This is a genomic window from Bradyrhizobium frederickii, assembly GCF_004570865.1.
Taxonomy (GTDB): Bacteria; Pseudomonadota; Alphaproteobacteria; order Rhizobiales; family Xanthobacteraceae; genus Bradyrhizobium; species Bradyrhizobium frederickii.
On sequence record NZ_SPQS01000001.1, the window covers coordinates 15,284 to 41,516 of the forward strand.

Annotated in this window: 22 protein-coding genes, 1 tRNA gene and 2 pseudogenes; 13 read left to right on the forward strand and 12 right to left on the reverse strand. The window is 61.9% G+C overall.

What is annotated here, in order from left to right; all coding sequences use genetic code 11:
• Nucleotides 1-43: 43 nt before the first annotated feature.
• Entirely contained in the window at nucleotides 44-358 is a 315-nt protein-coding gene (locus tag E4K64_RS00085; RefSeq protein WP_135161610.1) for a septal ring lytic transglycosylase RlpA family protein, read from the forward strand.
• A gap of 45 nt (nucleotides 359-403) precedes the next feature.
• Entirely contained in the window at nucleotides 404-1,573 is a 1,170-nt protein-coding gene (locus E4K64_RS00090) for a Gfo/Idh/MocA family protein (protein WP_135161611.1), read from the forward strand.
• Nucleotides 1,574-1,730: 157 nt separating this feature from the next.
• On the opposite strand, the gene E4K64_RS00095 is transcribed toward E4K64_RS00090, so the two are convergent.
• From E4K64_RS00095 to E4K64_RS00110, 4 genes are all read right to left on the reverse strand, one after another.
• On the reverse strand, nucleotides 1,731-3,041 hold the full coding sequence (locus E4K64_RS00095; RefSeq protein WP_135161612.1) for an ABC transporter substrate-binding protein: 1,311 nt from the start codon (nucleotides 3,039-3,041) through the stop codon (nucleotides 1,731-1,733).
• A gap of 155 nt (nucleotides 3,042-3,196) precedes the next feature.
• Nucleotides 3,197-5,704 carry an excinuclease ABC subunit UvrA gene (gene uvrA / locus E4K64_RS00100; RefSeq protein ID WP_135161613.1) on the reverse strand — a complete coding sequence of 836 codons (2,508 nt, stop codon included), beginning with the start codon at nucleotides 5,702-5,704 and terminating at the stop codon, nucleotides 3,197-3,199.
• 153 nt (nucleotides 5,705-5,857) lie between these two features.
• The gene (locus E4K64_RS00105; RefSeq protein WP_347338616.1) at nucleotides 5,858-6,988 is read right to left on the reverse strand and encodes a calcium-binding protein; all 1,131 of its coding nucleotides are present in this window, start codon (nucleotides 6,986-6,988) and stop codon (nucleotides 5,858-5,860) included.
• A 270-nt stretch (nucleotides 6,989-7,258) separates the two neighbouring features.
• Complete coding sequence (locus E4K64_RS00110) at nucleotides 7,259-8,476, reverse strand: SMP-30/gluconolactonase/LRE family protein (protein WP_135161614.1); 1,218 nt, start codon at nucleotides 8,474-8,476, stop codon at nucleotides 7,259-7,261.
• Nucleotides 8,477-8,798: 322 nt separating this feature from the next.
• On the opposite strand from E4K64_RS00110, the gene E4K64_RS00115 reads away from it, so the two are divergent.
• From E4K64_RS00115 to E4K64_RS00135, 5 genes are all read left to right on the forward strand, one after another.
• Nucleotides 8,799-9,062 (forward strand): hypothetical protein, encoded by a 264-nt coding sequence (locus tag E4K64_RS00115; RefSeq protein ID WP_126255383.1) that lies wholly within the window; start codon nucleotides 8,799-8,801, stop codon nucleotides 9,060-9,062.
• 425 nt (nucleotides 9,063-9,487) lie between these two features.
• Nucleotides 9,488-11,050, forward strand: coding sequence for a 2-isopropylmalate synthase (locus tag E4K64_RS00120; RefSeq protein WP_135161615.1), 1,563 nt, complete (start codon nucleotides 9,488-9,490; stop codon nucleotides 11,048-11,050).
• Between the two features lie 280 nt (nucleotides 11,051-11,330).
• Nucleotides 11,331-12,335: a TRAP transporter substrate-binding protein gene (locus E4K64_RS00125; RefSeq protein WP_135161616.1), complete on the forward strand. Its 1,005-nt coding sequence runs from the start codon at nucleotides 11,331-11,333 to the stop codon at nucleotides 12,333-12,335.
• A gap of 189 nt (nucleotides 12,336-12,524) precedes the next feature.
• On the forward strand, nucleotides 12,525-13,130 hold the full coding sequence (locus tag E4K64_RS00130) for a Spy/CpxP family protein refolding chaperone (protein ID WP_135161617.1): 606 nt from the start codon (nucleotides 12,525-12,527) through the stop codon (nucleotides 13,128-13,130).
• A 180-nt stretch (nucleotides 13,131-13,310) separates the two neighbouring features.
• A tRNA-Lys gene (locus E4K64_RS00135) sits at nucleotides 13,311-13,386 on the forward strand.
• Between the two features lie 234 nt (nucleotides 13,387-13,620).
• Here the strand turns inward: E4K64_RS00135 and E4K64_RS41830 are convergent.
• Nucleotides 13,621-13,899 carry a tyrosine-type recombinase/integrase gene (locus E4K64_RS41830; RefSeq protein ID WP_135161618.1) on the reverse strand — a complete coding sequence of 93 codons (279 nt, stop codon included), beginning with the start codon at nucleotides 13,897-13,899 and terminating at the stop codon, nucleotides 13,621-13,623.
• Nucleotides 13,856-14,476 (reverse strand): site-specific integrase, encoded by a 621-nt coding sequence (locus E4K64_RS00145; RefSeq protein WP_135161619.1) that lies wholly within the window; start codon nucleotides 14,474-14,476, stop codon nucleotides 13,856-13,858. Before E4K64_RS00145 ends, E4K64_RS41830 begins: the two co-directional genes overlap by 44 nt.
• A 40-nt stretch (nucleotides 14,477-14,516) precedes the next feature.
• On the opposite strand from E4K64_RS00145, the gene E4K64_RS41835 reads away from it, so the two are divergent.
• From E4K64_RS41835 to E4K64_RS00155, 3 genes are all read left to right on the forward strand, one after another.
• On the forward strand, nucleotides 14,517-14,669 hold the full coding sequence (locus E4K64_RS41835) for an HlyC/CorC family transporter associated domain-containing protein (protein ID WP_135161620.1): 153 nt from the start codon (nucleotides 14,517-14,519) through the stop codon (nucleotides 14,667-14,669).
• 281 nt (nucleotides 14,670-14,950) lie between these two features.
• The gene (locus E4K64_RS40115; protein WP_164718342.1) at nucleotides 14,951-15,103 is read left to right on the forward strand and encodes a DUF5989 family protein; all 153 of its coding nucleotides are present in this window, start codon (nucleotides 14,951-14,953) and stop codon (nucleotides 15,101-15,103) included.
• 95 nt (nucleotides 15,104-15,198) lie between these two features.
• Nucleotides 15,199-16,131 (forward strand): SGNH/GDSL hydrolase family protein, encoded by a 933-nt coding sequence (locus E4K64_RS00155; RefSeq protein ID WP_167771717.1) that lies wholly within the window; start codon nucleotides 15,199-15,201, stop codon nucleotides 16,129-16,131.
• 27 nt (nucleotides 16,132-16,158) lie between these two features.
• Here E4K64_RS00155 and E4K64_RS00160 read toward each other — a convergent pair whose 3' ends face one another.
• Nucleotides 16,159-18,684, reverse strand: a complete 2,526-nt coding sequence (locus tag E4K64_RS00160) for a fused MFS/spermidine synthase (protein WP_135161622.1) — start codon at nucleotides 18,682-18,684, stop codon at nucleotides 16,159-16,161.
• Between the two features lie 271 nt (nucleotides 18,685-18,955).
• On the opposite strand from E4K64_RS00160, the pseudogene E4K64_RS40995 reads away from it, so the two are divergent.
• The 3 genes and pseudogenes from E4K64_RS40995 to E4K64_RS00175 all read left to right on the forward strand — a co-directional run.
• A pseudogene (locus E4K64_RS40995) lies at nucleotides 18,956-19,135 on the forward strand (carbamoyltransferase C-terminal domain-containing protein); the annotation flags it as partial.
• A 171-nt stretch (nucleotides 19,136-19,306) separates the two neighbouring features.
• Nucleotides 19,307-21,079, forward strand: coding sequence for an SGNH/GDSL hydrolase family protein (locus E4K64_RS00170; protein ID WP_135161624.1), 1,773 nt, complete (start codon nucleotides 19,307-19,309; stop codon nucleotides 21,077-21,079).
• A 13-nt stretch (nucleotides 21,080-21,092) separates the two neighbouring features.
• Nucleotides 21,093-21,314, forward strand: a pseudogene (locus tag E4K64_RS00175) (6-aminohexanoate hydrolase); the annotation flags it as partial.
• Nucleotides 21,315-21,442: 128 nt separating this feature from the next.
• Here E4K64_RS00175 and E4K64_RS00180 read toward each other — a convergent pair.
• From E4K64_RS00180 to E4K64_RS00195, 5 genes are all read right to left on the reverse strand, one after another.
• Nucleotides 21,443-21,925, reverse strand: a complete 483-nt coding sequence (locus tag E4K64_RS00180; RefSeq protein ID WP_167771719.1) for a helix-turn-helix domain-containing protein — start codon at nucleotides 21,923-21,925, stop codon at nucleotides 21,443-21,445.
• The gene (locus E4K64_RS41840) at nucleotides 21,837-22,124 is read right to left on the reverse strand and encodes an AraC family transcriptional regulator N-terminal domain-containing protein (RefSeq protein WP_430642455.1); all 288 of its coding nucleotides are present in this window, start codon (nucleotides 22,122-22,124) and stop codon (nucleotides 21,837-21,839) included. Before E4K64_RS41840 ends, E4K64_RS00180 begins: the two co-directional genes overlap by 89 nt.
• Nucleotides 22,125-22,246: 122 nt before the next feature.
• Complete coding sequence (locus E4K64_RS00185) at nucleotides 22,247-24,076, reverse strand: carbamoyltransferase family protein (protein WP_135161626.1); 1,830 nt, start codon at nucleotides 24,074-24,076, stop codon at nucleotides 22,247-22,249.
• A gap of 74 nt (nucleotides 24,077-24,150) precedes the next feature.
• Entirely contained in the window at nucleotides 24,151-24,576 is a 426-nt protein-coding gene (locus tag E4K64_RS00190) for an SxtJ family membrane protein (RefSeq protein ID WP_135161627.1), read from the reverse strand.
• A 319-nt stretch (nucleotides 24,577-24,895) separates the two neighbouring features.
• A complete protein-coding gene (locus E4K64_RS00195; RefSeq protein WP_135161628.1) occupies nucleotides 24,896-26,152 on the reverse strand; it encodes a glycosyltransferase in 1,257 nt (418 codons plus the stop codon).
• Nucleotides 26,153-26,233: the final 81 nt, after the last annotated feature.

Consider the following 26,233-nt stretch of genomic DNA (forward strand, 5'->3'; position numbering starts at 1 on the left):
ACGCGACGTTTGCAGCGCTGGAGGGCCAACCCGGAGCGGTGCCGTGCGCGCGCAGCCAACATTATTGCTTGGTCTCCTAACTTCATCCTTTGCCTTCATGTCTGCTGCAAATGCCGAAAGTGGGCTTGCCTCGTATTACAGCTATGCAAAAGCCGGCAAGGGCGGCGAGCTGACCTGCGCGCACCGCACGCGCCCGTTCGGCAGCGTGCTCAGGGTGTCCTGGAGCGGGCGCACGATCCAGTGCCGTGTCAACGATCGCGGCCCCTTCATCCGCGGCCGGATCGTCGATCTCTCGGTGCCGGCCGCCCGTGCACTCGGCATGATGAGCGCCGGCGTGGTGCGAGTCTCCGTGGAATAGGCCGGCCCGCACGCTATAGTGCTGCCCAAAGCATTGGGGAGCACGATGGCAAGACTAAGGGTGGGACTCGTCGGCTGCGGCTTCGTGTCGGAGCTGCACATGTATGCCTTCCGGCGCGTCTATGGCGTGGATGTCGAGGTCGCGGCGGTCGCCGCGCGTGGCGACAAGGTCATCGCGTTCGCGCAGCACCACACTATCCCGCGCGTCTACCGCAGCTTCACTGATCTGATCGCCGACCGCGAGCTCGACGTCGTCGACATCTGCACCCCGCCAAACCTTCATGCCGAGATGATCGTCGGCGCCATGCAGGCCGGCAAGCACGTGATCTGCGAAAAGCCTTTCGCCGGCTATTTCGGTCGCGACGGCGATGCGCAGCCGATCGGCAAGCAGGTGCCGAAGGCGCTGATGTACGAGCGCGTGATCGAGGAGATGGACAAGACGCGCGCGGCGATCGAGCGCACCGGCAAGCTCTTCATGTATGCCGAGGACTGGGTCTACGCGCCGGCGGTGACCAAGACCGCCGAGATCATCCGGGCGACCAAGGACAAGATCCTGTTCATGAAGGGCGAGGAGAGCCATTCCGGCTCGCATGCAGCGCACGCCGCGCAATGGGCGATGACCGGCGGCGGCTCGCTGATCCGCATGGGCTGCCATCCGCTCTCGGCCGTGCTTTATCTGAAGCAGGTCGAGGCCAGGGCGCGCGGCGAGACCATTCGCGTCGCCAGCGTCACCTGTGATGTCGGCAACGTCACCGCCGGCCTCAAGCCCGAGGAGCGCACCTACATCAAGGCCAATCCCGTCGACGTCGAGGACTGGGGCACGCTCACCGCCACGTTCTCCGACGGCACCAAGGCCACCGTGTTCTCCGGCGACATGATCATGGGCGGCGTGCGCAACCTGATCGAGACCTACACGTCCGGCGGCTCGCTGTTCGCCAACATCACCCCCAACAATCATCTGATGAGCTACCAGACCAGCGAGGACAAGCTTGCCTCGGTCTACATCACCGAGAAGGTCGACCGCAAAACCGGCTGGCAATATGTCTGCCTCGAGGAGGAATGGACGCGCGGCTATCTGCAGGAGATCCAGGACTTCATGGAATGCGTGGCGACCGGCCGCCAGCCGCTGTCGGATCTCGCGCTGGCCTATGAGACGATCAAGGTGAACTACGCCGGCTATTGGGCCGCGGAGGAGGGACGACGGGTGGTGTTGTAAACACCGGCGGAGCGGCAATGTCACCTCGTCCCGCTTGCGGGGAGAGGTCGGAATTCAAGCGAAGCTTGAATTCCGGGTGAGGGAGACTCCCCCTCACCCCAACCCTCTCCCCGCAAGCGGGGCGAGGGAGCGCAGCAGCGTCGCCGTCGCCCGCAGGTCACGCCCCGTAGGTCGAGCCCTTCGGCAGCGGGAATACCGGGTCCTGGGTCCGGATGTTGGTCGGCCACACCACCGAGATGTGCTCGCCGGCATTCTGCATCACCACCGGGGTCGAGCGTTCGTTCTGGCCGGAGAGCGGCGTGCCCGGCGGGAAGAATTTCACGCCGTAGCCCTGAATGGTGCCGCCGGCGGGAATGTCGACGTCGAGCGCGGCCTTGCGAATGGCCTCGGGCTCGAAGCTGCCGTACTTCTCCTTGGCGACCGGCAGCACGTTGTTGAGCAGCACCCAGGTCTGGTTGAAGCCCATCGAGCAGTGCGGCGGCACGTCGGTGGCGCCGGTCTTGGCCTGATAGCGCGAGACCATGGTCTTGATCAGCTCGCCCATGCCCGGCGCGAGCTTGGCGGGGTCGAGCAGCTGCGCGGGCACCGGATCGATGTTGCAGAAATTGTCGATGTCGGCGCCAAACGTCGCGCGCAGCTTGTCGAGTTGGCTGTAGCCGGCGCCGGCGCCGAACAGCATCTTGAAGCGCAATCCGCTCTCGCGGGCCTGGCGCAGGAACAGGGTGATGTCGGGATTGTAGCCGGCGTGCGAGATCACGTCGGCCTTGGCGCGCTTGATCTTGGTGACCAGCACCGAAAGGTCGGGCGCGGAAGCCGAATAGCCTTCACGCAGCACGACCTGGATGCCGGCCTGCTTGGCGTAGGCCTCGTCGGCGGCGGCGACACCGACGCCGTACGGGCCGTCCTCGTGGATCAGCGCGACCTTGACCTCCTTCGGATCGATGCCGAGCTTGGCCTTGGCGTGCTCGGCGAGGAAGCCGGCGAAGGCCTGGCCGTATTGGTCGGAATGGATCTGCGCGCGAAACACGTATTGAAGGTTCTTGTCCTTGAACACGGCGGTGGAGACCGCGGTCGTGATCCAGAGGATCTTCTTCTGCTGCTCGACCTTGGCCGCGAGCGGCACCGCATGCGAGCTCGCATAGACGCCGTTGAGGATGTCGATCTTCTCCTGGCTGATCAGACGTTCCGCTTCGTTGATCGCGACGTCGGGCTTGCTCTGGGAATCCGCGGCGACGGGAGCGACCTTGTATTTGCCGCCGACACCGCCCTTCTCGTTGACGAGGTCGATGGCGATCTGCGCGCCGATCGAGGAGGCGACCGAGCCGCCGGCGGCGAACGGGCCGGTGAGGTCGTAGATCAGGCCGATGCGCAAATTCTCGGCTTGCGCCTGGGCCCTGGTCCAATCGAGGCTGAGCGTGGCGGCGGCAGCCGCCGTACCCTTCAGCAGCTGCCTGCGTGAAGTCGGCATCCTATCCTCCCTCAAAGCCGTCGTATGATCTTGTTATCTCTTGCGAAGTATGGGGAGCGCGACAACGGAAAGTCAACATCGCGAAAGTCGAGGTCAGTCGGCCGCGGCATGGAACGCAAATGCGAAATGACGGCGAGGCGGGCGATGATGTCTGGTCACCGGGTCATGCGCCGGGCCAGATAGCGCGCGGTCTTGCCGCCGGCTTTGGCGACCTGTTCGGGCGTTCCGGCCGCGACGATGCGGCCGCCCTCGTCACCGGCGCCGGGGCCGAGATCGATGATCCAGTCGCTGTGGGCCACGACGTCCATGTCATGCTCGACCACGATCACGCTGCTGCCGGCGTCGACGATCCGCGCGAGCTGGGCGATCAGCCGTTCGACGTCGCGCGGGTGCAGGCCGGTGGTGGGTTCGTCCAGGACATAGAGCGTGTGACCGCGCTGCGGACGCATCAGCTCGGTCGCGAGCTTGATGCGCTGAGCTTCGCCGCCGGACAATTCGGTGGCGGACTGGCCGAGGCGGATATAGCCGAGGCCGACCTCGCGTACGACCGAGAGCGACCGGTTCAGCGTGGCATCGCCCTCGAAGAAATCGAAGGCGTCGTCGACGCGCATTGCCAGCACGTCTGCGATGGATTTGCCGCGGATCTTCACCTCGAGCGTCTTGTCGTTGTAACGCGCACCCTTGCAGGTCGGGCAGGGCGCGTAGACGCTGGGCAGGAACAGAAGCTCGACGCAGACGAAGCCCTCGCCCTCGCAGGTCGCACATCGGCCCTTGGCGACGTTGAAGGAGAAGCGTCCGGCATCGTAGCGGCGGGACTTTGCCTGCGGCGTTGCCGCGAACAGCCGCCGCACATGGTCGAACAGGCCGGTATAGGTCGCAAGGTTGGACCGCGGCGTGCGGCCGATCGGCTTCTGATCGACCACGACGAGCCGGCTCACCCGGTCGAGGCCGGCAACGATCCTGCCGCCCAAGGTCTCGACCGTCGGAGCCAGGCTGTCGTCGTCATCAGTGGCGAGCGTGTGGCCGAGATGCGCGGCCACGGTGTCGACGAGAAATTGGCTGATCAGGCTCGATTTGCCGGAGCCGGACACGCCGGTGATGCTGGCGATGACGCCTAAGGGAATGTCGACGTCGAGGCCGCGAAGATTGTTGCGGACCACACCCCTGATCTTCAGATGCCCCTGTGGCTCGCGACGAACAGCCGGCAGCGGCTTTCTTGGTCGCGAGAGATAATGGGCGGTTCGCGATTGCTCGATGTCGTCGAGTCCTGCCGGCGGCCCGCTGTAGAGGATGAGCCCGCCGCCTTCGCCGGCATCGGGGCCGACGTCCACCAGCCAGTCGGCGTGCCTGATGACCTCGATCTCGTGCTCGACCACGAAGATCGAGTTGCCGGCGTGCTTCAGCCGGTCCAGCGCCCGCAGCAGCGCCTCGGTGTCGGCGGGATGCAGGCCCGCGGACGGCTCGTCGAGCACGTAGACGACGCCGAACAGGTTGGAGCGGACCTGCGTCGCCAGACGCAACCGCTGCAGTTCGCCCGGCGACAGCGTCGGCGTGCTGCGTTCGCAGGCGAGATAGCCGAGGCCGAGGTCGAGCAAGACGGCGAGCCGGGCCGACAGATCCTCGCAGATGCGCCGGGCGACAACAGCCTTCTCCGACCTGTCCGCCGATGCTGTTGCAAACGCCTTGATGAGCTGATGCAGCTGCGTGAGCGGCAGGTGCGACATCTCGGCGATGTTGAGCCCGGCGAACCTGACCTTGAGGGCCTCGGGCTTCAGCCTTGTACCATGGCAGGTCGGGCAGTCGCGCGTGATCATGAATTGCGCGACGCGGCGCTTCATCATCGCGCTCTCGGACTTGGCGTAGGTCTGCATCACGTAGCGTTTGGCGCCGGTGAAGGTGCCCTGATAGCTCGGCTCCTCCTTGCGGCGCAGGGCGCGTCTGACCTCGGCGGCATCGTAGCCGGCATAGACCGGAACGGTCGGCTGCTCCTCCGTGAACAGGATCCAGTCGCGGTCCTTCTTCGGCAGCTCGCGCCAGGGCTTGTCGACGTCGTAGCCGAGCGTCGTCAGGATGTCCCGGAGGTTCTGTCCCTGCCAAGCGCTCGGCCAGGCCGCGACGGCGCGCTCGCGGATCGTCTTGGTGTCGTCGGGCACCATCGACTTCTCGGTCACATCGAGCATCCGGCCGATACCGTGGCAGGTCGGGCAGGCGCCCTCCGGCGTGTTTGGCGAGAACGCCTCGGCATAGAGCATCGCTTGTCCCCGCGGATAGTCGCCGGCGCGGGAATAGAGCATTCGCAGAAGGTTCGAGATCGTGGTGACGCTGCCGACCGACGACCGCGTTGTCGGCGCTCCACGCTGCTGCTGGAGCGCGACCGCGGGCGGCAGGCCTTCGATGTCGTTGACCTCCGGAATCTGCATCTGGTGGAAGAGACGTCGCGCGTAGGGCGACACCGATTCCAGATACCGCCGCTGCGCCTCGGCATAGATGGTTCCAAAGGCGAGCGAGGATTTTCCCGAGCCCGACACGCCCGTGAACACGACGAGGGCGTTGCGGGGAATGCGGACGTCGACGTTTTTGAGGTTGTGCTCGCGCGCGCCTCGCACCCGGACGAAGCCATCGTCCTGCATCAGGCTGTCGTTTTTTCTGGGTCGATCGTCCATCTGGATGCTCCGGGCCGCGTCGGGACTAACGGCAGGATCGCCGGATGGGTCCCTCGGCGCCAGTGCGCCTGGTTGCGTTCTGCACGGCGCGAAGCCCCTCGCGGCGACAGCGAGGGCCTTGCAATAAGCGTTTGGTGGGCAGCAAGCCGCGCCTCAGACGATGAAATCCCCGGCCTGGAGGTCGGCGGCATGGATGCCGTCCAGCTTGATCGTGTCGTTGGCCGTCAGATGGATGACCGCATTGCCGGAGCTGTCGTCGCTGATCAGGCTCTTCAGTGTGGTCCAGTCCGCGAATCCGTAGGCGCGCACATCGATCAGATCGGATTCGGGTGCCGCGCTGCCTCCGGCCTTGTTGCCCTGATCGAAATCGCCGATCACGTCCTGACCCGAGCCGGCGTTGAACACGAACAAATCGTTATTCGGCCCGCCCCAGAGCTGATCATTGCCGCCCCCGCCGTTCAGGAGGTCGCGGCCGCCGGTGATCGAGCCGTCCACGGCTGGGGCGTAGATCCGTGCATCGCCATACAGCTGATCGTCGCGATCGCTCCCGTAGAGGATATCGTTGCCGCCCTGGGCGTTGTTGGACATTTGCGAGGCATCGCCGATGAGCGCGATGTTGGTCGAATCAGGATTGCCGTCGACGGTGGCGATCAGGATGTCATCCCCGCCCCGGGCATTGTCATTGAGGTCACCGCCATCGCCGAGGACCGTTGCGCCGCCGGACCGCGCATCGACGCCGAGTGTATAAATGAGGAGGTCATTGCCGCCGCGTGCGTTGCCGATCATGGACCCCACGGCATCACCGGACATGCTCACGTTACCCGAGAGGCCGGCCTGGACCACGCTGATGACGTCGTTGCCGCCTTGGGCGTTGCCGCTCATGAGTGATCCGGAATCGCCGCTGAATGCACCATACGATCTGTCGCCCATCGCCGCCGTCACAAGGTCATTGCCGCCCTCGGCGTCGCCGGTCATGGCGATGTCGGCGTCGCCCGAGAGATAGACGCTCGCATAGACCGCGCGCGATGCCTCGACATGCAGCACGTCATTGCCGCCGCGGGCTTGGTCGGACATGATCTGCGCGTCCCCGTCAAGGGACGTATAGGTCAAGCGCCCCTGGACAGTCGCGACGAGAAGGTCGTTGCCGCCATGCGATCGGCCCTCCAGGGTTGACTCGTCACCGACGAACAGCAGGCTGCTGGGCCCGTCACCGATCGTTGCGATCATGGTGTCGTTACCGCCACGGCCGTCGACCGGCAGGCCGGAGTCTCCGAACTCGATCACGAGTTCCTCGCTTCCAACGCTGACGATGATTGTATCGTTTGGCATACGGCGCATCGCGCAACTCCAATTGATGCTCGAGCGCGGCCGGAGAGAGCGTCATGCTTCCACGCCGCGCCACGATTCTGCTGCGCGACCAATCTTCGTTGAATTGATGGCGGAGATTTGCCCGACGAGCAGGGAACTGCGACCAATGTGTCGTGGTGCTGTCACGAAAGGCGCGTTCACTCCGCGCCGGCGCTTCACGCCGGCGCGTGCTGTGGATTGTGCCGCTCAGCCCGGCCCCGCGCCTTGCGTCGCCGTGAACACCGCGTAGAGCGACTGGCTCGCGGCCATGAACAGGCGGTTGCGCTTGGGGCCGCCGAAGCAGACGTTGCCGCACACCTCCGGCAGGCGGATGCGGCCGAGCAGCTTGCCCTCCGGCGACCATACCGTCACGCCGCTATAGCCGACGGCGCGGCCGGCATTGCTGGAGGCCCATAAATTGCCGTTGACGTCGCAGCGCAGGCCGTCCGGCCCGCACTTCACGCCATCGACCACGCAATCGCTGAACTTCTTGAGGTTGGAGAGCTTGTTGTCGCTGCCGACGTCGAACACGAAGATCTCGCCCTTGCCGCCGGGTCCGGTATCGCCCGGTCCCTTGCCGGTGGAGGCAATGTAGAGCTTCTTGTAGTCGGGCGAGAAGCAGAGGCCGTTCGGATCTGGCACCTGCTCCTCGGTGACGACGAGGTCGATGCGGCCCGAAGGGTCGATGCGATAGCAATTGGTCGGCAGCTCGCGCTTGCCCGGCGTGAAGCCGGCCGGCTGTCCGATCCGCGGATTGAGCTTGCCGCCCGCATTGCTCGGGCCGCCCGCGACGTCAGGCTCGCCTTCATAGAGCTGGCCGCCATAGGGCGGATCGGTGAACCAATAGCTGCCGTCGGGATGCGCGACGACGTCGTTCGGCGAGTTCAGCTTCTTGCCCTGATAGGAGTCGGCCAGCACCGTGGCGGTGCCGTCATGCTCGTAGCGCGTCACCCGGCGGGTCAGATGCTCGCAGGAGAGCTGGCGGCCCTGGAAGTCGAAGGAGTTGCCGTTGGAATTGTTGGACGGCGTGCGAAACACGCTGACGCGGCCGTCGTCCTCGCTCCAGCGCATCTGCCGGTTGTTGGGAATGTCGCTCCAGAGCAGATATCGTCCTTGCGCGCTCCATGCCGGGCCTTCGGCCCAAAGCAAGCCGGTGTAAAGGCGCTTGATCGCGGTGTTGGGCTGCGCGAGATCGTTGAAGGAGGGATCGACCGCAATGATGTCGGGGTCCCAGAAATAGGTCGTCGGTGCACCGTTGGGGCCGAAATCGCGCGGCGGGGTGGTGATGGTGGTCGGCGGTGCGGCGGGTCCGGTCTGGGCCAGCGCAGGGCCGGCGACGGTGGCCGCAGCACCAAGCGCAAGCCCCCGGACAAGTGTTCGTCGTGAAAGCGCAGCGTCCTGCTCACGCTGTTCTTGGCGTGTCATCGCGTCCTCCCAGTGATGTTCGGCTGACCGGTTGATCCGGTCGAGCAACCGGAGGTTAATGCGGTCTGGAGTCGGTTGCGAGGGCGGAAATTGGATTCGCGCGATGTGGCGGCCGCAATCCCGTCATATTCGAATGCGCTCGAAAGGGACGCGCTTCGCGTCCGCCTTGCGCCGTTTGCAGGGCTCGAAAATGTTCCGCAGCCTTGAGCAAAAATTTGCTTGCGACAAAGCGCGGCATGCAACGCATTCGGCCCGGTTCAAGCCATGATTTTGCGCGCATTGCCCCGCAGACACCGTCCGGGGGCGATGAACGGAGTTGAACGTGGCTGGCGTCATCGTATTGATCGTGTTGCTGGGGATCGCATTCGCGGCCGGCTATTTCACGCGTGACCACATCTCCAACAAGCGGCGTGCGGAAGCCCGCCGCTGGCGCGAATACACCGAGCCGGATTGGCTGTCCGCCAACGCGCCCGCCAACACCAACGAGATCGCGAGCGCCATCACGGCCGTACCCGTGGTCAACGGCGAGCTCGGCCAGATGCTGAACCGCTGGGAGACGAGGGCCCGCGCCCGCCGCGCAGGGTAGGGGAGATCGGCGGGAGAGAGCGGGCGCCGCCATTCCGCTCTCGTGCCCCAATCAGGTCAGTCCTCTTGACCATCTTTTGGCGTTGCAGTTGCGGCCATTTCTCGTCTAGAAACGGGCCACTGAGCCTCCCGGCAACCAACCGTCAACGGTTTTGACCGAGGATTTGAGGGCTCAAAAGGGTCCGGCAATGCTGATTCGCGGCCAAATCGAAGGGATTTCGGGGGAGGTGGCTCTGGCCGCCGCCACGATCCCGGCCGCGCTGCTGCCCACCCTCCTTCTTGGCGGCCTTCTTCTTACTTGCCCCTGAGGGCCGGCTGGGCGCCACGCGCCTGGGCGCTCAGGGGTTGGTCGAGATCACCGGACACCTCAAGCGCCAGGGGACAAATCGGTCTGAACGGCGCAAACGCTCAAAAGGAAATTTCGTAATGGCCACCCAGAACAAGTCCGACAAGGACCGCGTCATCATTTTCGACACCACGCTGCGCGACGGCGAGCAGTGCCCCGGCGCCACCATGACCTTCGAGGAAAAGCTCGAGGTCGCCGAGCTCCTGGACGATATGGGCGTCGACGTCATCGAAGCCGGCTTCCCCATCACCTCCGAAGGCGACTTCCAGGCCGTCAGCGAAATCGCCCGCCGCTCCAAGAATGCCGTGATCGCCGGCCTGTCGCGCGCCCATCCCGCCGACATCGATCGCTGCGCCGAGGCGGTGAAGTTCGCCAAGCGCGGCCGCGTCCACACCGTGATAGCGACCTCGCCGCTGCATATGCGGGTGAAGCTGAACAAGACCCCGGAGCAGGTGATCGAGACCTCGGTCGCCATGGTCGCGCGCGCCCGCAACCAGATCGACGACGTCGAATGGTCGGCCGAGGACGGCACCCGCAGCGAGATGGATTTCCTGTGCCGCATCGTCGAGGCCGTGATCAAGGCCGGCGCCACCACGGTGAACATCCCCGACACCGTCGGCTACACGGTGCCGGAGGAATACACCCACTTCATGAAGACGCTGATCGAGCGCGTGCCGAACTCGGACAAGGCGGTGTTCTCCGTGCACTGCCACAACGATCTCGGCATGGCGGTCGCGAACTCGCTGGCCGGCATCGTCGGCGGCGCGCGCCAGGTCGAGTGCACCATCAACGGCATCGGCGAGCGCGCCGGCAACGCCGCGCTCGAGGAGATCGTGATGGCGATCAACGTGCGCAACGACAAATTCCCCTACTGGAACAAGATCGACACCACCCAGCTCACCCGCGCCTCGAAGGTGGTCTCGGCGGCAACCTCGTTTCCCGTCCAGTACAACAAGGCGATCGTCGGCCGGAACGCGTTCGCGCATGAGAGCGGCATCCATCAGGACGGCGTGCTGAAGGACGCCTCCACCTACGAGATCATGCGGCCGGAGATGGTCGGCCTGAAGCAGTCCTCGCTGGTGCTCGGCAAGCACTCCGGCCGCCACGCCTTCGTGCACAAGCTGGAGGAGATGGGCTACAAGCTCGGCCCGAACCAGCTCGAGGATGCGTTCACGCGGATGAAGGCGCTGGCCGACCGCAAGAAGGACATCTACGACGAGGACATCGAGGCGCTGGTCGACGAGGAGATGGCGGCGTCCCACGACCGCATCAAGCTGACCTCGCTGACCGTGATCGCCGGCACCCATGGCCCGCAGCGCGCGACCATGAAGCTCGACGTCGACGGCCAGATCAAGATCGAGGAGGCCGAGGGCAACGGTCCGGTGGACGCGGTGTTCAACTGCATCAAGCGCCTGGTGCCGCACGAGGCCAAGCTGGAGCTGTATCAGGTCCATGCCGTCACCGAGGGCACGGACGCGCAGGCGGAAGTGTCGGTGCGCTTGTCGCATGACGGCCGCTCGATGACGGCGCGCGCGGCGGACCCCGATACCCTGGTGGCCTCGGCCAAGGCCTATCTCGGTGCGCTCAACAAGATCGTCATGAAGCGTCAGCGCGACAATGTGACGACGGCCGCGGCGAGCTGACGTTTCTTCGCCTCTCCCGCTTGCGGGAGAGGCCGACACGCCAAGCGTGGCGGGTGAGGGTTCTTTCTCCACGGGGGATGTCCCGTTGCCGAAACACCCTCTCCCCAACCCTCTCCCGAAGCGGGAGAGGGAGCGCAGGCTTGCCTGCGGCATTCACCATGAATACCTGCCCTGCTAAGGGCCAATAGCGGCGTAAGCCGGCGGCCTGTATTGATGCAGCCGGGCATGAGGTTCGGCCGCCCCGCACGCCGGGCGGCCCAAATAACACCAGGGAGAGATTATGCGCAGCTTCGCGATCGCCGCGTCCATCGCGGCATTGGCACTCGGGCTGGCCGGGCCGGCATCGGCCCAATCGCCGATCATCATCAAGTTCAGCCACGTCGTCGCCACCGACACGCCGAAGGGCAAGGGGGCGGAGAAGTTCAAGGAGCTGGCCGAGAAATACACCGCCGGCAAGGTCAAGGTCGAGGTCTACCCGAACTCGACGCTGTACAAGGACAAGGAAGAGCTCGAGGCGCTCCAGCTCGGCAGCGTGCAGATGCTGGCGCCGTCCAACTCCAAGTTCGGACCGCTCGGCATCCGCGAGTTCGAAGTGTTCGATCTGCCCTACATCCTGCCCGACATCAAGACGCTGCGGAAGGTGACGGAAGGGCCGCTCGGCACGAAGCTGCTGAAGCTGCTGGATGCCAAGGGCATCACCGGCCTTGCCTATTGGGACAACGGCTTCAAGCAGATGAGCGCGAACAAGAAGCTGATCACGCCCGCCGACTATCAGGGCGTCAAATTCCGCATCCAATCCTCTCGCGTGATCCAGGCCCAGTTCAAGGCGCTCGGCTCGCTGCCGCAGGTGATGGCGTTCTCGGAAGTCTATCAGGCGCTGCAGACCGGCGTGGTCGACGGCCAGGAGAACACCTGGTCGAACATCTATACCCAGAAGATGCACGAGGTGCAGAAGTACATCACCGAGACCAATCACGGCTATATCGGCTACGTCGTGATCGTGAACAAGAAGTTCTGGGACGATCTGCCGGCCGATATCCGCGACCAGCTCACCAAGGCGATGAAGGAAGCAACCGAATTCGGCAACACGCAGTCGCAGAAGGAGAACGACGACGCGCTCGCCGAAATCAAGAAGAGCGGCAAGAGCGAGATCATCAAGCTCACGGCGGAGCAGAACGAGGTGATGCGCAAGGCCATGGAGCCGGTCTACAAGGATGCCGCGAGCCGCATCGGTCAGCCGCTGATCGACGAATTCCTCAAAGAGGCCAAGAGCGCGACGAACTGATCGATCCGGACGATGAACCAAGGCTTCCGTGCGGTCTGCACGGAAGCCTTTTTGTTGCGAACGATTCCGATTGCGGCGGTAAAATCGCGCGTTACATCTTGGTAAGGACGCGCTCCCTGTCCAACTTGTAAGTTGCGCGTCAGCCGCACCGCGCCCATCTTCACGGACATCCTTCCAGAGGAGGTTCGGATGAAGAAGTTCACCATCGCCGCCATCGCCGTGCTCAGCATCGCCGGCTCAGGCGCGGTCTACGCCCAATACCATCGCCCGTGGATGGAGCACGTCCGCCACATGCGGATGAACCCCGAGGATCGCGCCGCCTTCGTCGACGCGCGGATCGCCGCCGTCCATGCCGGGCTGAAGCTCAACGCCGATCAGGAGAAGCTGTGGCCGCCGGTCGAGGCTGCCGTGCGCGACTTCGCCAAGCTGCGCATCGACCGCGCCAATGCGCGGATGAATGCCGGCCCCGGCGATGCCGGCAAGGACGCCGACAGGCCGGAAGATCCGGTCGCCCGTCTGCGCCAGCGTGCCGAGGACCTGGGCGCGACGTCGGCGGCCCTGAAGAAGATCGCCGACGCCGCCGATCCGCTCTACAAGACCCTGGACGAGGGCCAGAAGCGGCGCCTCGCCGTGCTGACCCGCCACCGCGGCCCGTTCGGCGGCGGCGAGGACGGCCCGCGGCACCGCCACTTCATGGAGCGCGGCATGGACCGCATGATGGGGCACGGCATGGACCACCATGACCGTTTCGACCGCGACGGCGGCGAAGGCCGCGACCGCGAGGGCCGGCTCTGAACGAGGCGGGTCTTGCCGGGGTCAGCCCCGGGATTAACCTTGGCGAAGCCGCTGGAATCCAGCGGCTTTTCGCTTTTCCGGAGCTGTGGAAGAACCTTGGAAAACTTGCGACCGATCGCTTGCCAGACCCGGATCGCTTTGCTAAACGACCGGCCTCGCAAGGGCTTTGACCGGCCTTTCGGGCGCATAGCTCAGTTGGTAGAGCAGCTGACTCTTAATCAGCGGGTCCCAGGTTCGAGCCCTGGTGCGCCCACCATATAAATCAAGCACTTACAGCGGTGCATCTCAGAACGGACTGTTCAGTTTGACGTCCAGTCTGAGAAATTTGTTCGTCCTCCGTACTCTCAGTTGTGAATTGGTGGGATGGCTGCGCGTTACCACAGCGGTTAGCTCGTTTCCGGCGGTGTGGAGTTCTTCTCCCACGCGAGATGCCTTGGCGACCGAGAGCGCCTTCACCTGGATCCGTCCACATCTCGAACTCACACCTGTTCTAGCCGTAGGTTTCGCTCAACTTCTTGATCGCGGAGTCCGCAAGCTCGAGCCGACCACCTAGATAGTGCGCATCCAAGATCCCCTGAACCGTCTTCATTGAATGGCCGGTGATCGCCGAAATTTCAGGAACTGAGCAATTCGATAGCGCAAGGCGCGTAACGGCGGTCCCCCGCAGGTCGTGGAAGCGCAAATCCTCCAGCGAAGTCCTTCTGAATGCCTTGTCCCAACTCGTTCTAAAGCCGTCTTCTGTCCAGGGCTGGCCAAATGAATTGACCAAAAATGGTGACGGCCGAGCGCTCCTCTTTCAGCGTAGCGTCCAGCGCGGCCTTCAGCGGTGGTCCGACCGGGATGCTCACTCGGCGCCTTCCCTTGCTCCCACGCCCCTTTGACTGACGCATCCTTGTGTACGTGCCATCGTAATCCTTCCAGGTGAGCCGCAGCAGGTCGCCCTGGCGCTGGACCGTCCATAACGCAAGCAGGAGAGCGGCTTGCAATTCGACGGAGGCAACCGAGCAGAAGGCGCGGATGTCTTCTGAGGTCCAGATTATTTCTGATCGATCAGATTCATAGAGTCGGCCGCCGCCCTCACAAACGTTTACGGCGATCTTGCCCCGATCCTTCGCAACCGACAGAACTCGAGCGATGGTCGTCCATACGTAGTCCGCCTTGCGCGGCTTATCAGAAAATGAATCACGAAATTCCTTGAAGTCCCCGCGCGCGCGTTTGTCTTCGAGAGCGCCAATCGGCATTGAGCCAAACTTAGCCTCGATGAGTTTGAGGTATCCGTCATAAGCGCGCTTACTTTTCTCGCCGAGATCTTTGTACTCGCTGCAGTCCTTGAAATAGTCGATCAATGAGCTAAACGTCTCGGCCTTCTTTGGTGCGTACAAGACGATGGCCGGCCTAGTCATCGACCGCTTGCGACGGCTTCCGCGAGAAGGAGAGTTGCTCGATCTTCCTGGGATGCGAATTGAGTTGGTCAGTGTTGACCAAGGAGCGATCCGAAAGTTGCGGCTTATTCCTCGACGGAGACCTCTATTTCAGTGACCTGCCCGACGCTTACAAGGATGCTCTATTACGATCCGAGTTCTGACATGCGACGGTATGCGTCGTGCTTGCCTCCCAAGGAAAATCGGAATACCGTCACGCTTGGTAGTTGTGTGACGGTATTTTTGGACTTTAGGCGTCAGAGAATCGAGAAGAAGATCAGTCGTAGACGATCCAAAGGGACCTGACGGCATTTCTTTCGGAGAGCTGCGGATGCTGACCGATGCGACGCTCAATGGCATCGACTACCAACACGCGCGCGGTTGCACGGGCAGGTGCTGATGCAGAGCTTTCTGTTTGAGTTCTACGAATTCATGCGTAGCCGCAAGAAGTATTGGCTGGTACCCATCGTGCTGGCCATGCTGTTCTTCGGCAGTCTCATGATACTGACTCAGGGCAGCACAGTAGCGCCCTTTATCTATGCGCTGTTTTGATTGTCGTCCCATTCGCGATGTCACGGGAGCGTCTCTTCACTGGTCTAGTCGTTGCGGCCACGATACTGCTTGTCGCGCTTGCACTTGAAGCGTTCGTGCGGCTGGCGGTCGACGACGGCATGCAGTTCGATTTGGAAATGTGGAAGTATGCGCGCGAGGTCAAGCGCGTGTCGGCGGACCCGCGGATCGGGCACGAGCATCGCCCCAGCGCAACTGCCCATTTGATGGGTGTCGATGTTGCCATTAATAGCCACAAGTTCCGTGATCGCGAAATTGGCTTCGAACGTACACCCGACAGCTTGCGAATCATGATGCTTGGTGACTCGCTCACCTTCGGCTGGGGGGTACCGAACGACAAGACGTTCGTGAAGCGCCTGGAAGCGATGATCCACGCGACCGGCGTTCAGGCGGAGGTCATCAACGCGGGCGTCGGAAACTACAACACCAGCATGGAAGTTGCCGCCTATCTTTCCGAAGGCCATCGCTTCCGGCCGGATATCTTGGTGCTGAACTACTTCATCAACGACGCGGAGCGGACGCCGCGGTACGACTCTCATCGGCTCGAACGCACTTCTGCGGCTTACATCTATTTCGCGTCGCGGATCGATGTTGCCGCGCGGATGCTCGGGCTGGGCAGCCGTCGGCCATGGTATGACTACTTAAGGGACCTCTATGACTCATCATCGCCGACCAGCGGCTGGGCCGAAGTTGAAGCGGCCGTCGCCCGCCTGGCGGAATTCTGCCGGGCGCGAGGGACGATGGTCCTCGTGACAAATCTGCCCGAGCTCAGGCAGTTGAAGCCATACCCGTTCGAGCGGGAAAGGACGATGGTGCAGGCCCTGGCCAACCGCTTGGACCTTCCGTATCTCGATCTCCTACCCGCGGTCGACGATCTCGAACCGGGCCGGCTCTGGGTGACGCCGACCGATCCGCACCCGAACATCCTCGCCGATGAGCGGTTCGCCGCGGCTATCTTCGATTTCCTCCGTGCCCGCAATCTGCTTCGGACGACCAACCACGGAAATTGACGGGTTCGAGGTCCGACACCCTGGCCTTCACTGCAGCGGCTCTGTTAACTCGACGGGAATTCGCCCGAGCCGCTTCTGGAACTCGTCAGAAGCCGCGGCCGCTTGTTCAGCGCTGCAATTGCGCATGATCCGCTCGGGGCTCCACCCGGCGTGACGAATGAGGTCGGGTATGATGGCATCGGTGCGACCAAGGAACTCAAAGGGGGTTCGATATTCGAGGTAGGCATTGTCGTCGGTATTGACCTCATCATTCGCGCTACGCGCCAGGTAGCTGCGGATATGGTCACTGTCCATGAGCAAATGGCCAAGGAACTGGGCCGGCGAGTTAATTTGTATTGAACTGAAATCCTCTCTGACCAACGGATTTGCGAATTCGGCCGCAAGGTTTCGACAGTCGACTGACATCGGCTCGATCGTCGCGACGAACAGGCCGTGGCCACGCACGTACCAGAATGATGCGTTCGGGAACGCCTGTGCGAAGGTTCGGAATGCCGCGTCGAAAGATCGCGGCGAGATACTGTACATGGGCATCCACTGCGTCACGATCCCGCCCGGGCGAAGCCTGGCCTTGATGACTTCGTAATATTCTCGCGTATATAGAAAGCCAACGCCGGTGATCCGTGGATGAATCGGATCAGCTGTGATCAGGTCGAATTGCTCGTCGGACATCGCCATGAAGTTGCGACCGTCGTCAATACGCAGATGAATCTTCGGATTGCGCATGACGTCGTCGGTGATCTCTTTCAAGTGTTGATGTGCTTCCACCATATCGGATGTGAGCTCGATTAATCGAACGCGCCTTACCGTCGGGTAGCGCGTCGTGGACCGAAGCGTGATGCCGAGACCGAGTCCGACAACGCCTATCTGCTCGGGATTGGGATGGAGAAGGAGCGGCAGGTGGGCTTTCAGCACGAAGTGGCGACGCTGGATGAGCGAAGTGTCCGCCTCGACGTTGCCATTGACCATCATGATGATGGTGCCGCTGTCGTTGCGGACCACGGAGACCGTATGAGCAACGCCCTCCCTGTGATGGAGGACTTGTGGCTGCGTGGATCGCTGCAGGCCGTAATTCGCGACCGTCTGCGAGGGCAGCGCGACAGAGATGGCGCTGAAAACCGCCATTGCCCCGAGCCCAGCGATCACGAACGGGAGTCTAAGGGTGGTCGGCATCGCTCCCGATCTTAGAGCATGCGACAGCAATAGTCCGGCAAAGGCGAATAGTCCGCCGATGATCAGCAAACTGAGGCGGGCTCCAAGGAATGGGAGAAAGACGAAGCCTGCCAACAACGAGCCAATGATCCCTCCGGTCGTGCTGACGGCATACACTCTGCCCGTGTCAGAGCCACGTCGTTCTAAATCGGAGGTCACGGCTTTCACCGCGAATGGAAAAGTTGCGCCCAACATGATCGTTGGCCCAAGGATGACCAAGCTCGCGACGATGAATTGCGCCACGACACTCGCCGTACCGAATGCGTCCTTCAAAATGGCGGTCAAGCTCCATACCAGCATCCCAAATAGATGCGGTACCAGATAGGTGCACACCGCGAGAAAGGTGCTTGCGACTGCCAAACCGATCAACAGCCCACTGAGTGTCTTTGCCGGCAATGGCGATCGGTCGGCGCAACGCGACGCCTTGAAGCTCCCGTAGTAGATGCCAAACAGGAAACAGGCGAGCATGATGGCAAAGGCGTATACCGTCGCGGAGAACGACTGGACCAGGACTCTCATCCACACAACTTCAAGCGCCAATGCCGCCAGCCCGGACAAGGCCATCGCAGCCAAAACAGCACGCCGTTCAAGCTTGGAAATCTTGTGAACGGCCGGTCCGGGGGATGCCGCGATCGCATTTCCGGAAAGTCCCGATGCAGATGTCCGTTTCACGCCCATGAACAACGCTACGACACCGATCGCGAAATTGAGCGACGCAGCGAGAGCCACGGTTCGGGAAACACCGAACATTGGCAAGAGGACGAAGCCGCCGACGAGCGTTCCGCAAAACGCCCCCAACGTGTTCATCGCGTAGAATGTACCGGCGCGCTGACCCAACTGGTCGGCTTGACGAACAAAGTACCGAACGAGCAAGGGCAGCGTCGCTCCCATCAGAGTCGTGGGAACGATGAGCGACGATGTCGCGACTACCATCCGGAATCCATTGTAGACCCAGGGAGCGCTCTCGAAATGCTGGTTGTAGATGAGCCGATAGGAGTCGTGAAACCAGTCGAGCATCGACGCGACTGCCAATGCTGCGAGTCCGATCGCGATTTCGAACAGTCCATAAATGGCGATCGGACGTGTCCACGTGTCCACGAAGTGGCTCGCCAGCCAGCTCCCCAGAGCCAAGCCGCCCATGAATACGGCCAACGTAATGGTGGCGGAATACACGTCGCTGCCGAAGAACAGAGACAAGGATCGTACCCACGCCACTTGGTAGATCAAGGAAGTGGTGCCGGAAAAAAAGAACAACAAGCAAAATAGAGACACGAGCCCGGTGGAAGTACGCCACCGGGCCCTTCTGAATGCCTCGCTCACAGCTGTCACCAAGACCATTTGCATGAGGACTCGAACACTACTATTAGGTGCATCGGGTTGAAAGCGTCAAGTTCGGAGCCCAATGGGGCGATGGTGCGACCGCAATGCGAGGGTCCGCCGCTAGCAAATTTCGGCTGGCTCCTTTCTGTCGATGTTGGAATTTGGGGGCTGTTCGAAATGTGTCAGCTCCTCATTTGTCCATGATCGAGATGGACAGAACAAGCTTACTGGCTGTGTTCGTTTCGCGTCGCAAGTGCGCGGCAGCGATCATGCTTGGACTCGTCGCGGGCTTCGCCTCGTCAATACCAGCCTCAACGTTCGCGGCGAGCCGATCGTGTGCACGTCTGTGGATGCATTTCGCTGCTTCATGGGATCGGAAATCGATCTTATGGTGATCGGCAACTGCATGCTCGAGAAAACCGAACAGAATCCAGCTCTGAAGCTCGACGATAAGAACCGATTTGAAGCGGATTAGTCCAAGATCGCTGGCTGAGCGATTTGCCCGATGCCACTTGTGCGCTGAGCACCGGCAGTGATCTTGCCGGCAGTGCGCCCTGGTTGACATGCCGGGATTTGCGATCCTTACTCCGCTTTTATCCTTGAATTGCAAAAGGCAGCGGGGATGCGATATTTGACGATGCTAGGGATGTTCCTGCGGGCGGTATCGCTGATCGTGGGAAACGCCTTCATCCTGATCGTTCTGGGCCTGGTGATCGGCGAATGGTGGGCTAGGTCCATTGCGCCTCCCAAGCCGGAGACGAAGGCCATTACCGTTCTAAATCAGCACGCCGCCTATCAGCCCTGGTCCGGGTATCGGAACACGCCAGGGTTCCGCTATGAGCTCGGGAATTGGGTGCCGGTCGTCGTCAATAGCTGGGGCTGGCGCGGAGCGGAGCCGACGATCGCGCGCAGCAAGTCCGTCAGGCGTGCGATGCTGCTCGGCGACAGTGTGGCATTTTCCTGTTGGGGCTGTCGCGAGGAGGCTTCCCTCGGAGGAATCCTCAAGCGGGCGCTCGAGCTTCGGACCGGCGAGGAGTGGGAGGTGATCAACGCCTCCGTACCAGCCGGGTTCTCGAGTATTTCTTTGGGCACTTTGGCGCACGATGGCATGCAATTCCTGCCTGACGTGGTCACGACTCTCAACGGGATCAACGACGTCCTCGTGCTCGATGAACGCACGATGCTCAGGATGGGTGTGGGGCTGTTCAAGCATTCGATTTATCACACCACCCAGCTTGACATGGACAGGATCTTCGACGCGCGGACTGGAGTAGTGCAACGGCCCGGACTTCTGGATCAGGTCGCCAGCAAGTCTGCGCTCTTTGAGGTCGTATCGAAATCGCCGTTGATCGCGGGGATGCGTGCTCATGCCTCCGCCAAAGGGCCGCCCGTCGCACCGCCGCCGACCAGCTCGGGCTATTCCACTTCTGATCCAGAGCGTCTGGACACCTACGTCAACAACCAGCTGGCCATGTCTTATCTCGCCGAGGGATCGGGCGCGAAGTTCGTTGGATTCCTATCACCATACCTGTCGCTTAGACACAAGGTCCTAGGCGATGGCGACAGGGCCGCAATCAAGGCGCAGGACCACGCGTTGCTGACCTGGTTAGACGACGTGCATCCCATTCTGCGTACCAAGTTGCAAAAGGCCGCCGCCGACCACGCTTCTTTCAACTATGTCGACCTGAGCCTGATGTTCACCGATGAGCAGGTTTTCGCCGATCTCGCTCACGTGAAATACGAGTCGCTGGAGAAGAGCCTCGGGTACGACATGGTGGCGGCCCGAATGGCCGAGGAAATCGTGCGAGCTCTATACGCCGGAAAGAGCCTGCCGAACTGGCGCGAAACCCATGTCAAGGGAGCCCCCCACGACTGGAACGAGCAGACCTATCTGGCGGCCAATCCAGATGTATCCGCATTGATCGCCGAGGGAAAATTTCCAAATGGTTTTGAGCACTATCGGTCGGTCGGGTTCTTGGAATTTCGCCACAGCGGTTTTCCCCGCTGGGATGAGGAGGCGTATCTGGCGGCGAACCCGGATCTCGTTTCCCTGATTCGGGAAGGGGTCTTCGCCAGCGGATACGAGCACTATGTCAAACACGGGAAGGCGGAAGGGCGCCGCTCGGGTCTGCCGATGCGCTGGATCGAGGAAACTTATCTGGCAGCGAATCCCGACGTCGCCGCGGCCGTGGCTGCCGGAGAATTCAAGAATGGCGAAGACCACTTCATGAAGATCGGCGCGGTTGAAAATCGGAGGGGCGGCTTTTCTGGCTGGGACGAGGAGGGCTACCTCGTCCCGTACGGAGATGTTCGAAATGCGGTAATCGGCAAGATGTTTCGTTCGGGATGTGAACACTATCTGCGAGCTGGCGCCATGGAGAAGAGGCAAATTGCGTTGGGCCTCACCTCGTTTTATTGATAGGCGAGGTCGGTACACCACCTTGCCCGGCGCCTCCTACCGGAACCAGTGGTGGGTGACGCACAATGCCCACGGCTCCTACATGGCGCGGGGCGTTGATGGCCAGGGCATCTATATTGATCCCAAGGCCGATATGGTGATCGCACGCTACGCCTCGCATCCGGTCGCCGGCAACGACCCTGTGACGCTGCTGGCTTACATGACGCTGGCGAAGGATTTGATGGCGGGCGGCTGACGCCGTCGCGTGGAAGCCCGCATAGATGCTTCAGGCCGCGTCTCATCAACTCACGCTGCAGCGGCAGCCCGTTTGAGGGCGGCGACCAGCTCTTTCCCAAGCGGTGATGCACGCGGCATTATTGGCGACTAGGCAAAACCCCATATGGCGGCGTAGCCGGGCGAGACCCACAGTGCTTTCGAGGGTATATATTCGGCCGGACCATCGGCGTTCGAACGACGCAAAGATTTGTCGGCCCCGGTTTCAGTGTGCGCGCTGAAACCGTCAGGCCGACAGAAGCTTTCCGATATGTCTCGGCGTGGCGGAGCCCCGAACAGCCGGGCATATTCCCGGCTCAACTGTGAGGGGCTGGCATAGCCCACCTCAAAGGCGACCGTTTCGGCCGACATTTCGCGCGACAGCATCAGCCGGCGCGCCTCCATCAGGCGGATCTGCTTTTGAAACTGCACCGGTGTCATCGCGGTCATTGCCTTGAACTGACGATGGAAGGCTGTCGGGCTCAGGCCGGCGAGCGCGGCAAGATCATGGACGCGCACCTGCTTGTCGAAATTGCCCCGCAATGCGTGGATCGCTTCGACCAGACGCCAGTTTCGCTCCGCACCGACGACCATGCGGGCAAGACAGCGCCATGTGGCCGGCCGGCAGGCGGTAGCAGAGTTCGCGCTTGACGCCTGGATAGAGCAGCGGGATTGCCTGCGGCTCGTCAAGCAGGCTGACGGCGCGCGTGGCGCAGCCGAGGATCGCCTCGTTGAGATCCATAACGAAGGCGGCGGCATACTCGTCGGAGGCCGGAGCGGGCGGCGCCTCCATGCTTTCATAGACCGCGGATCACTTGCTTCTTGATCCAAGAAGTTAGTCTGCCGGAGGGGGACGGCTCGGATAAGTGTCCCTCTCGAACTCGGCAATTCGAGCCAAGACGCTATGCCGGCAATTCAGTCGAGCGTGAAGGCGGCACTGTAGTCACGTTTGAGCGCGGAATCCTGGTGCTCTTTTCTTAGGATGCAGTTGCCGATGACCAGCATGTCGAGCTCGTTACCCATGAAGCAGCGGAAGGCATCCTCTGGTGTGCAGACGATCGGTTCGCCGCGAACGTTGAAGCTGGTGTTGACCAGCACCGGGCATCCCGTGAGCGCCTTGAAACGAGACAGCAAGCGATGGAAAAGCGGATTGGTGTCGGCGCTGACCGTTTGGATTCGGGCGGAATAGTCGACATGCGTCACCGCGGGGATCGTCGAGCGCACCACGTTGAGCTTGTCGATGCCGAACAATGCTTGCTCGTCCGGGCTCATCATGTGGCGCCGGTCGCTCCTGACGCCGGCAACCAGGAGCATGTACGGGCTGTCGCCGTCGAGTTCGAACCAGTCGGCAACGTCCTCGCGTGCAACCGCCGGGGCAAATGGCCGGAAGCTTTCGCGAAACTTCACCTTGAGATTGAGGTTCTTCTGCATGGAGGGCGAGCGCGGATCGCCTAGAATCGAGCGCGCGCCGAGCGAGCGCGGGCCGAACTCCATCTTGCCCTGAAACCAGCCGGCCGCGAGCTGGTCGGCCAGGGCCACCGCGGTCGTCTCGATCATGGCATCTTCGCTGAGGACGTCGAAGCGGGCGCCTGTGGCGCGCAGCCGCTGTTCGATTTCCTCTTGCGAGAATTCAGGTCCGAGGAAAGCGCCGGACATGCCGTCGCCGACCGCGACATCGCGCGGTTGTTGTCTGAACTGATGGTAGGCAGCGAGTGCCGCCCCGACGGCGCCGCCGGCGTCGCCGGAGGCCGGCTGAATCCAGATCGAATCGAATCTGCCGTCCTGCAACACCTTGCCATTAGCGACGCAATTGAGCGCAACACCGCCTGCAAGACACAGGTTGCGGGCGCCGGTCTGAGCCGCAAGGCTGCGGGTCAAACGGAGTACCGCCTCCTCCAGGACTGCCTGGATGGAGGCGGCAATATCCATGTGGAAAGGCGTGAGCAATTCGTCTGGCGTACGCACCGGCCGCCCAAACAGTTTGGCAAACCGGTCATTGGTCATCGTCAGCCCGGTGCAATAGTTAAAATACGACATGTCGAGGCGAAACGAGCCGTCCGCTTTCAGATCGATCAGCGAATCGAGGATGAGCTGCGCGTATTTCGGTTCGCCATAGGGAGCGAGCCCCATCAGTTTGTATTCGCCGGAATTGACCTTAAAGCCGGTGTAGTACGTGAAGGCGGAGTACAGCAGGCCGAGCGAGTGGGGAAAATGGATTTCTTGAAATATCTCGAGACGGTTGCCATCTCCCATCGCCGCTGAGGTCGTCGCCCATTCGCCGACGCCGTCCATCGTGAGCACGGCCGCCTTCTCGAAAGGGGACGGAAAGAACGCACTGGCTGCGTGGCTCAGATGGTGCTCGGTGAACAGGAGCCGGTCGACTGCGAAGTCAGCGTCAAATTTGGCCAGATGTTTCTGCAGCAGGCTTTTCTGGAACAGCTTCTCCTTCAGCCAGAGCGGCATAGCCATCTTGAAGGAGCGGAAACCGCGCGGTGCGAGGGCAACATAGGTCTCGAGCAGCCGCTCGAACTTGAGGAACGGCTTGTCGTAGAACGCGACCTGATCGATGCCGGAAAGCTTCGCGCCGACGGCCTCCAGACAGAACGCGATGGCGTGGTGTGGAAACGATGCGTCGTGCTTTTTCCGGGTGAAGCGTTCCTCTTGTGCCGCAGCGATCACGCGACCGTCTTCAATCAGGGCTGCCGCGCTGTCATGATAGAAGGCTGAGATGCCGAGAACGCGCATGTCTCAAGGCTGCGTGCAAATGAGTGGTGCGGCCGCGCGAAGGAAGCGCCGGTTGTCGGGCAGTAGATCGATCATCAGAACTGATCTCGCATGGTTTCGGGCGCAGGACCGGGCGTGCGGCGAATCCAATAGCTCTCGGTGCGAGCGTCACGCTTCAGCCGCAGCGCATCTTTGCCGCTCAAGCGCATGACGAGGCCGGTTGGCAGGATCGTGCCGTAGAAGATCAGTCCCATCAGAACAGGATTGGTGACTTTGTGCAGAAGCAGACCAAGCTTCGTCCAGGCACGGTTCAGTGGATTCAGTGCGGCGGGACGGCTTGCGGCGACCACCGCGAACATCGCGGCAAGGACTGCCGTCCATGGCCACAGGCGGCCGGAATGCCAGCCGTTGAAGAGGGTGATGAGCGCAAACGCGGCAGCCATCACCCAGCCAAACGTCCGGTCGGAGCCGACAACCACTGGCTCCTCTCGGGAGAAAAGCTCGTGAGTGTTCTGTTCCACCCTTAGTCCGAGCCCGCATCAGAAGCCAAAAAATGGTGCATCGCGGCAGTCATCTCGTTTGGCTCGGCTTCGCTTCCAACACTTCTGATTGCATGCCACCGCAACGCGAGCCGAGTCAATCCGGCTAAGAACCAATCCCATCCGAGGCGCGTCTCAGGCGAGCCGTAGGAACCCAGAGGGATCCATTTTTGGAAAAACAACCCCATGCACAGTAGGCGACCCCCGCAAAATCAATCACTTAGGCACCCCGCGATAGCGGTATATAGAACCTTATGCGCCGAGGGCGAAAGGTCTGACGATGTCGCGCCCGCCGCGCCGATCAATCCGACCACGGCGCCGCAAGCACCCCTAGGAGTTCCGTGAAACGGTCGGCAATCGCAGGCTGATTGAACGGCCGCGACAGGAAGTGCTGATTGGCCGCCCGTTTGTGTTTCTTCAGCAGGTCGGGATTCTCGAGATATCCGACGATTGCAGCGGATAGCTCTCTCCTCATTTCGGTGTCTGACTTCGCCGACAGGATTTGCCCGGTCACGCCATCCTCGACGGCCTCACGGCATCCGGGGTGGTCGGAGGCGATCGACGCAAGGCCGGTTGCGGCAGCCTCGATCAGGATGCGGGGGATTCCCTCGCCGTACCTTGTCGGCAGGCAAACGATGTCGCATTGCCGGAGCAGATTCGGCATATCCGTGACGTGGCCGAGAAAACGGATCTCCGTCAGTTGTTCGAGATCGCGGTGCGGTATCGCGTCGGGATCGTGATCGTCCGGGATGCCGGCGACGATGAACTCCACATCGCTGCGATGTGCCAGCTCATGCGCGACCGTCAGAAAAGTACTCAAGCCTTTCGACTTCAAGAGCCGGGAAGCGAACAGGACTTTTGTCGTGCTGCCACTTCGCGCGTTTTCCAGCGGATAGAACAGATTGGGGTCCACGCCAGCGCCCTCGATGAGTGATGAATTCTTCTCGCTGGCAATGCCCCTGCCTTTCCAAAACTCGCGATCATGCCGGGTCTCGAAAGTAAAGTGCACATAATCCCGTCGCGACAACACTCGAAATGCCAACAACGTAAGCGCACTTGCGATCTGGTAGCGCCGTTGGCCGGGAGCCTTTGGCGACATCATCCGGCCCAAACCGGGCAGCGTGATCAGAACTTGTTCCGGGTAAGCATGGAGAAAATGCGAGACGATTGACACAAATCCCGAAAAAATGGCGGGCTTGAGCGTCACTAGATGGACGGCATGTGGCTTGAACGCGCGGATCGTCCGCGCCGTCCGAAGCATCAGCCTGGCATCGCCAAATGGATCGAATCTGAAGCGCTCGATCGGTACATGGATATAATTCCAGCCTTGAATGCTTTCGGCACGAATTGGATCACCGCCAGCGATAACCGTCACATCGACGCCGAGGGACGCGAGATGGGTGACGACCGACAGCCGATGGCGAAGAAAGTAGGCGCCATCGTTGCAGATCACGAGAACCCGATATCCGGATCCGCAATATCTTAGGCGCTCGAATTCCCTCGTCGGGTTTCTTTGACGCTCGGAATTCGGCCCGCCCATTTGCCCACTCTGGATCATGTTGTCTTTCGAGGCCTTCTCTCGAAGGGTGGACGGTTCCGGCGCAAAGCGCTACCCAAATATCGCATTCACTGAAAAAAT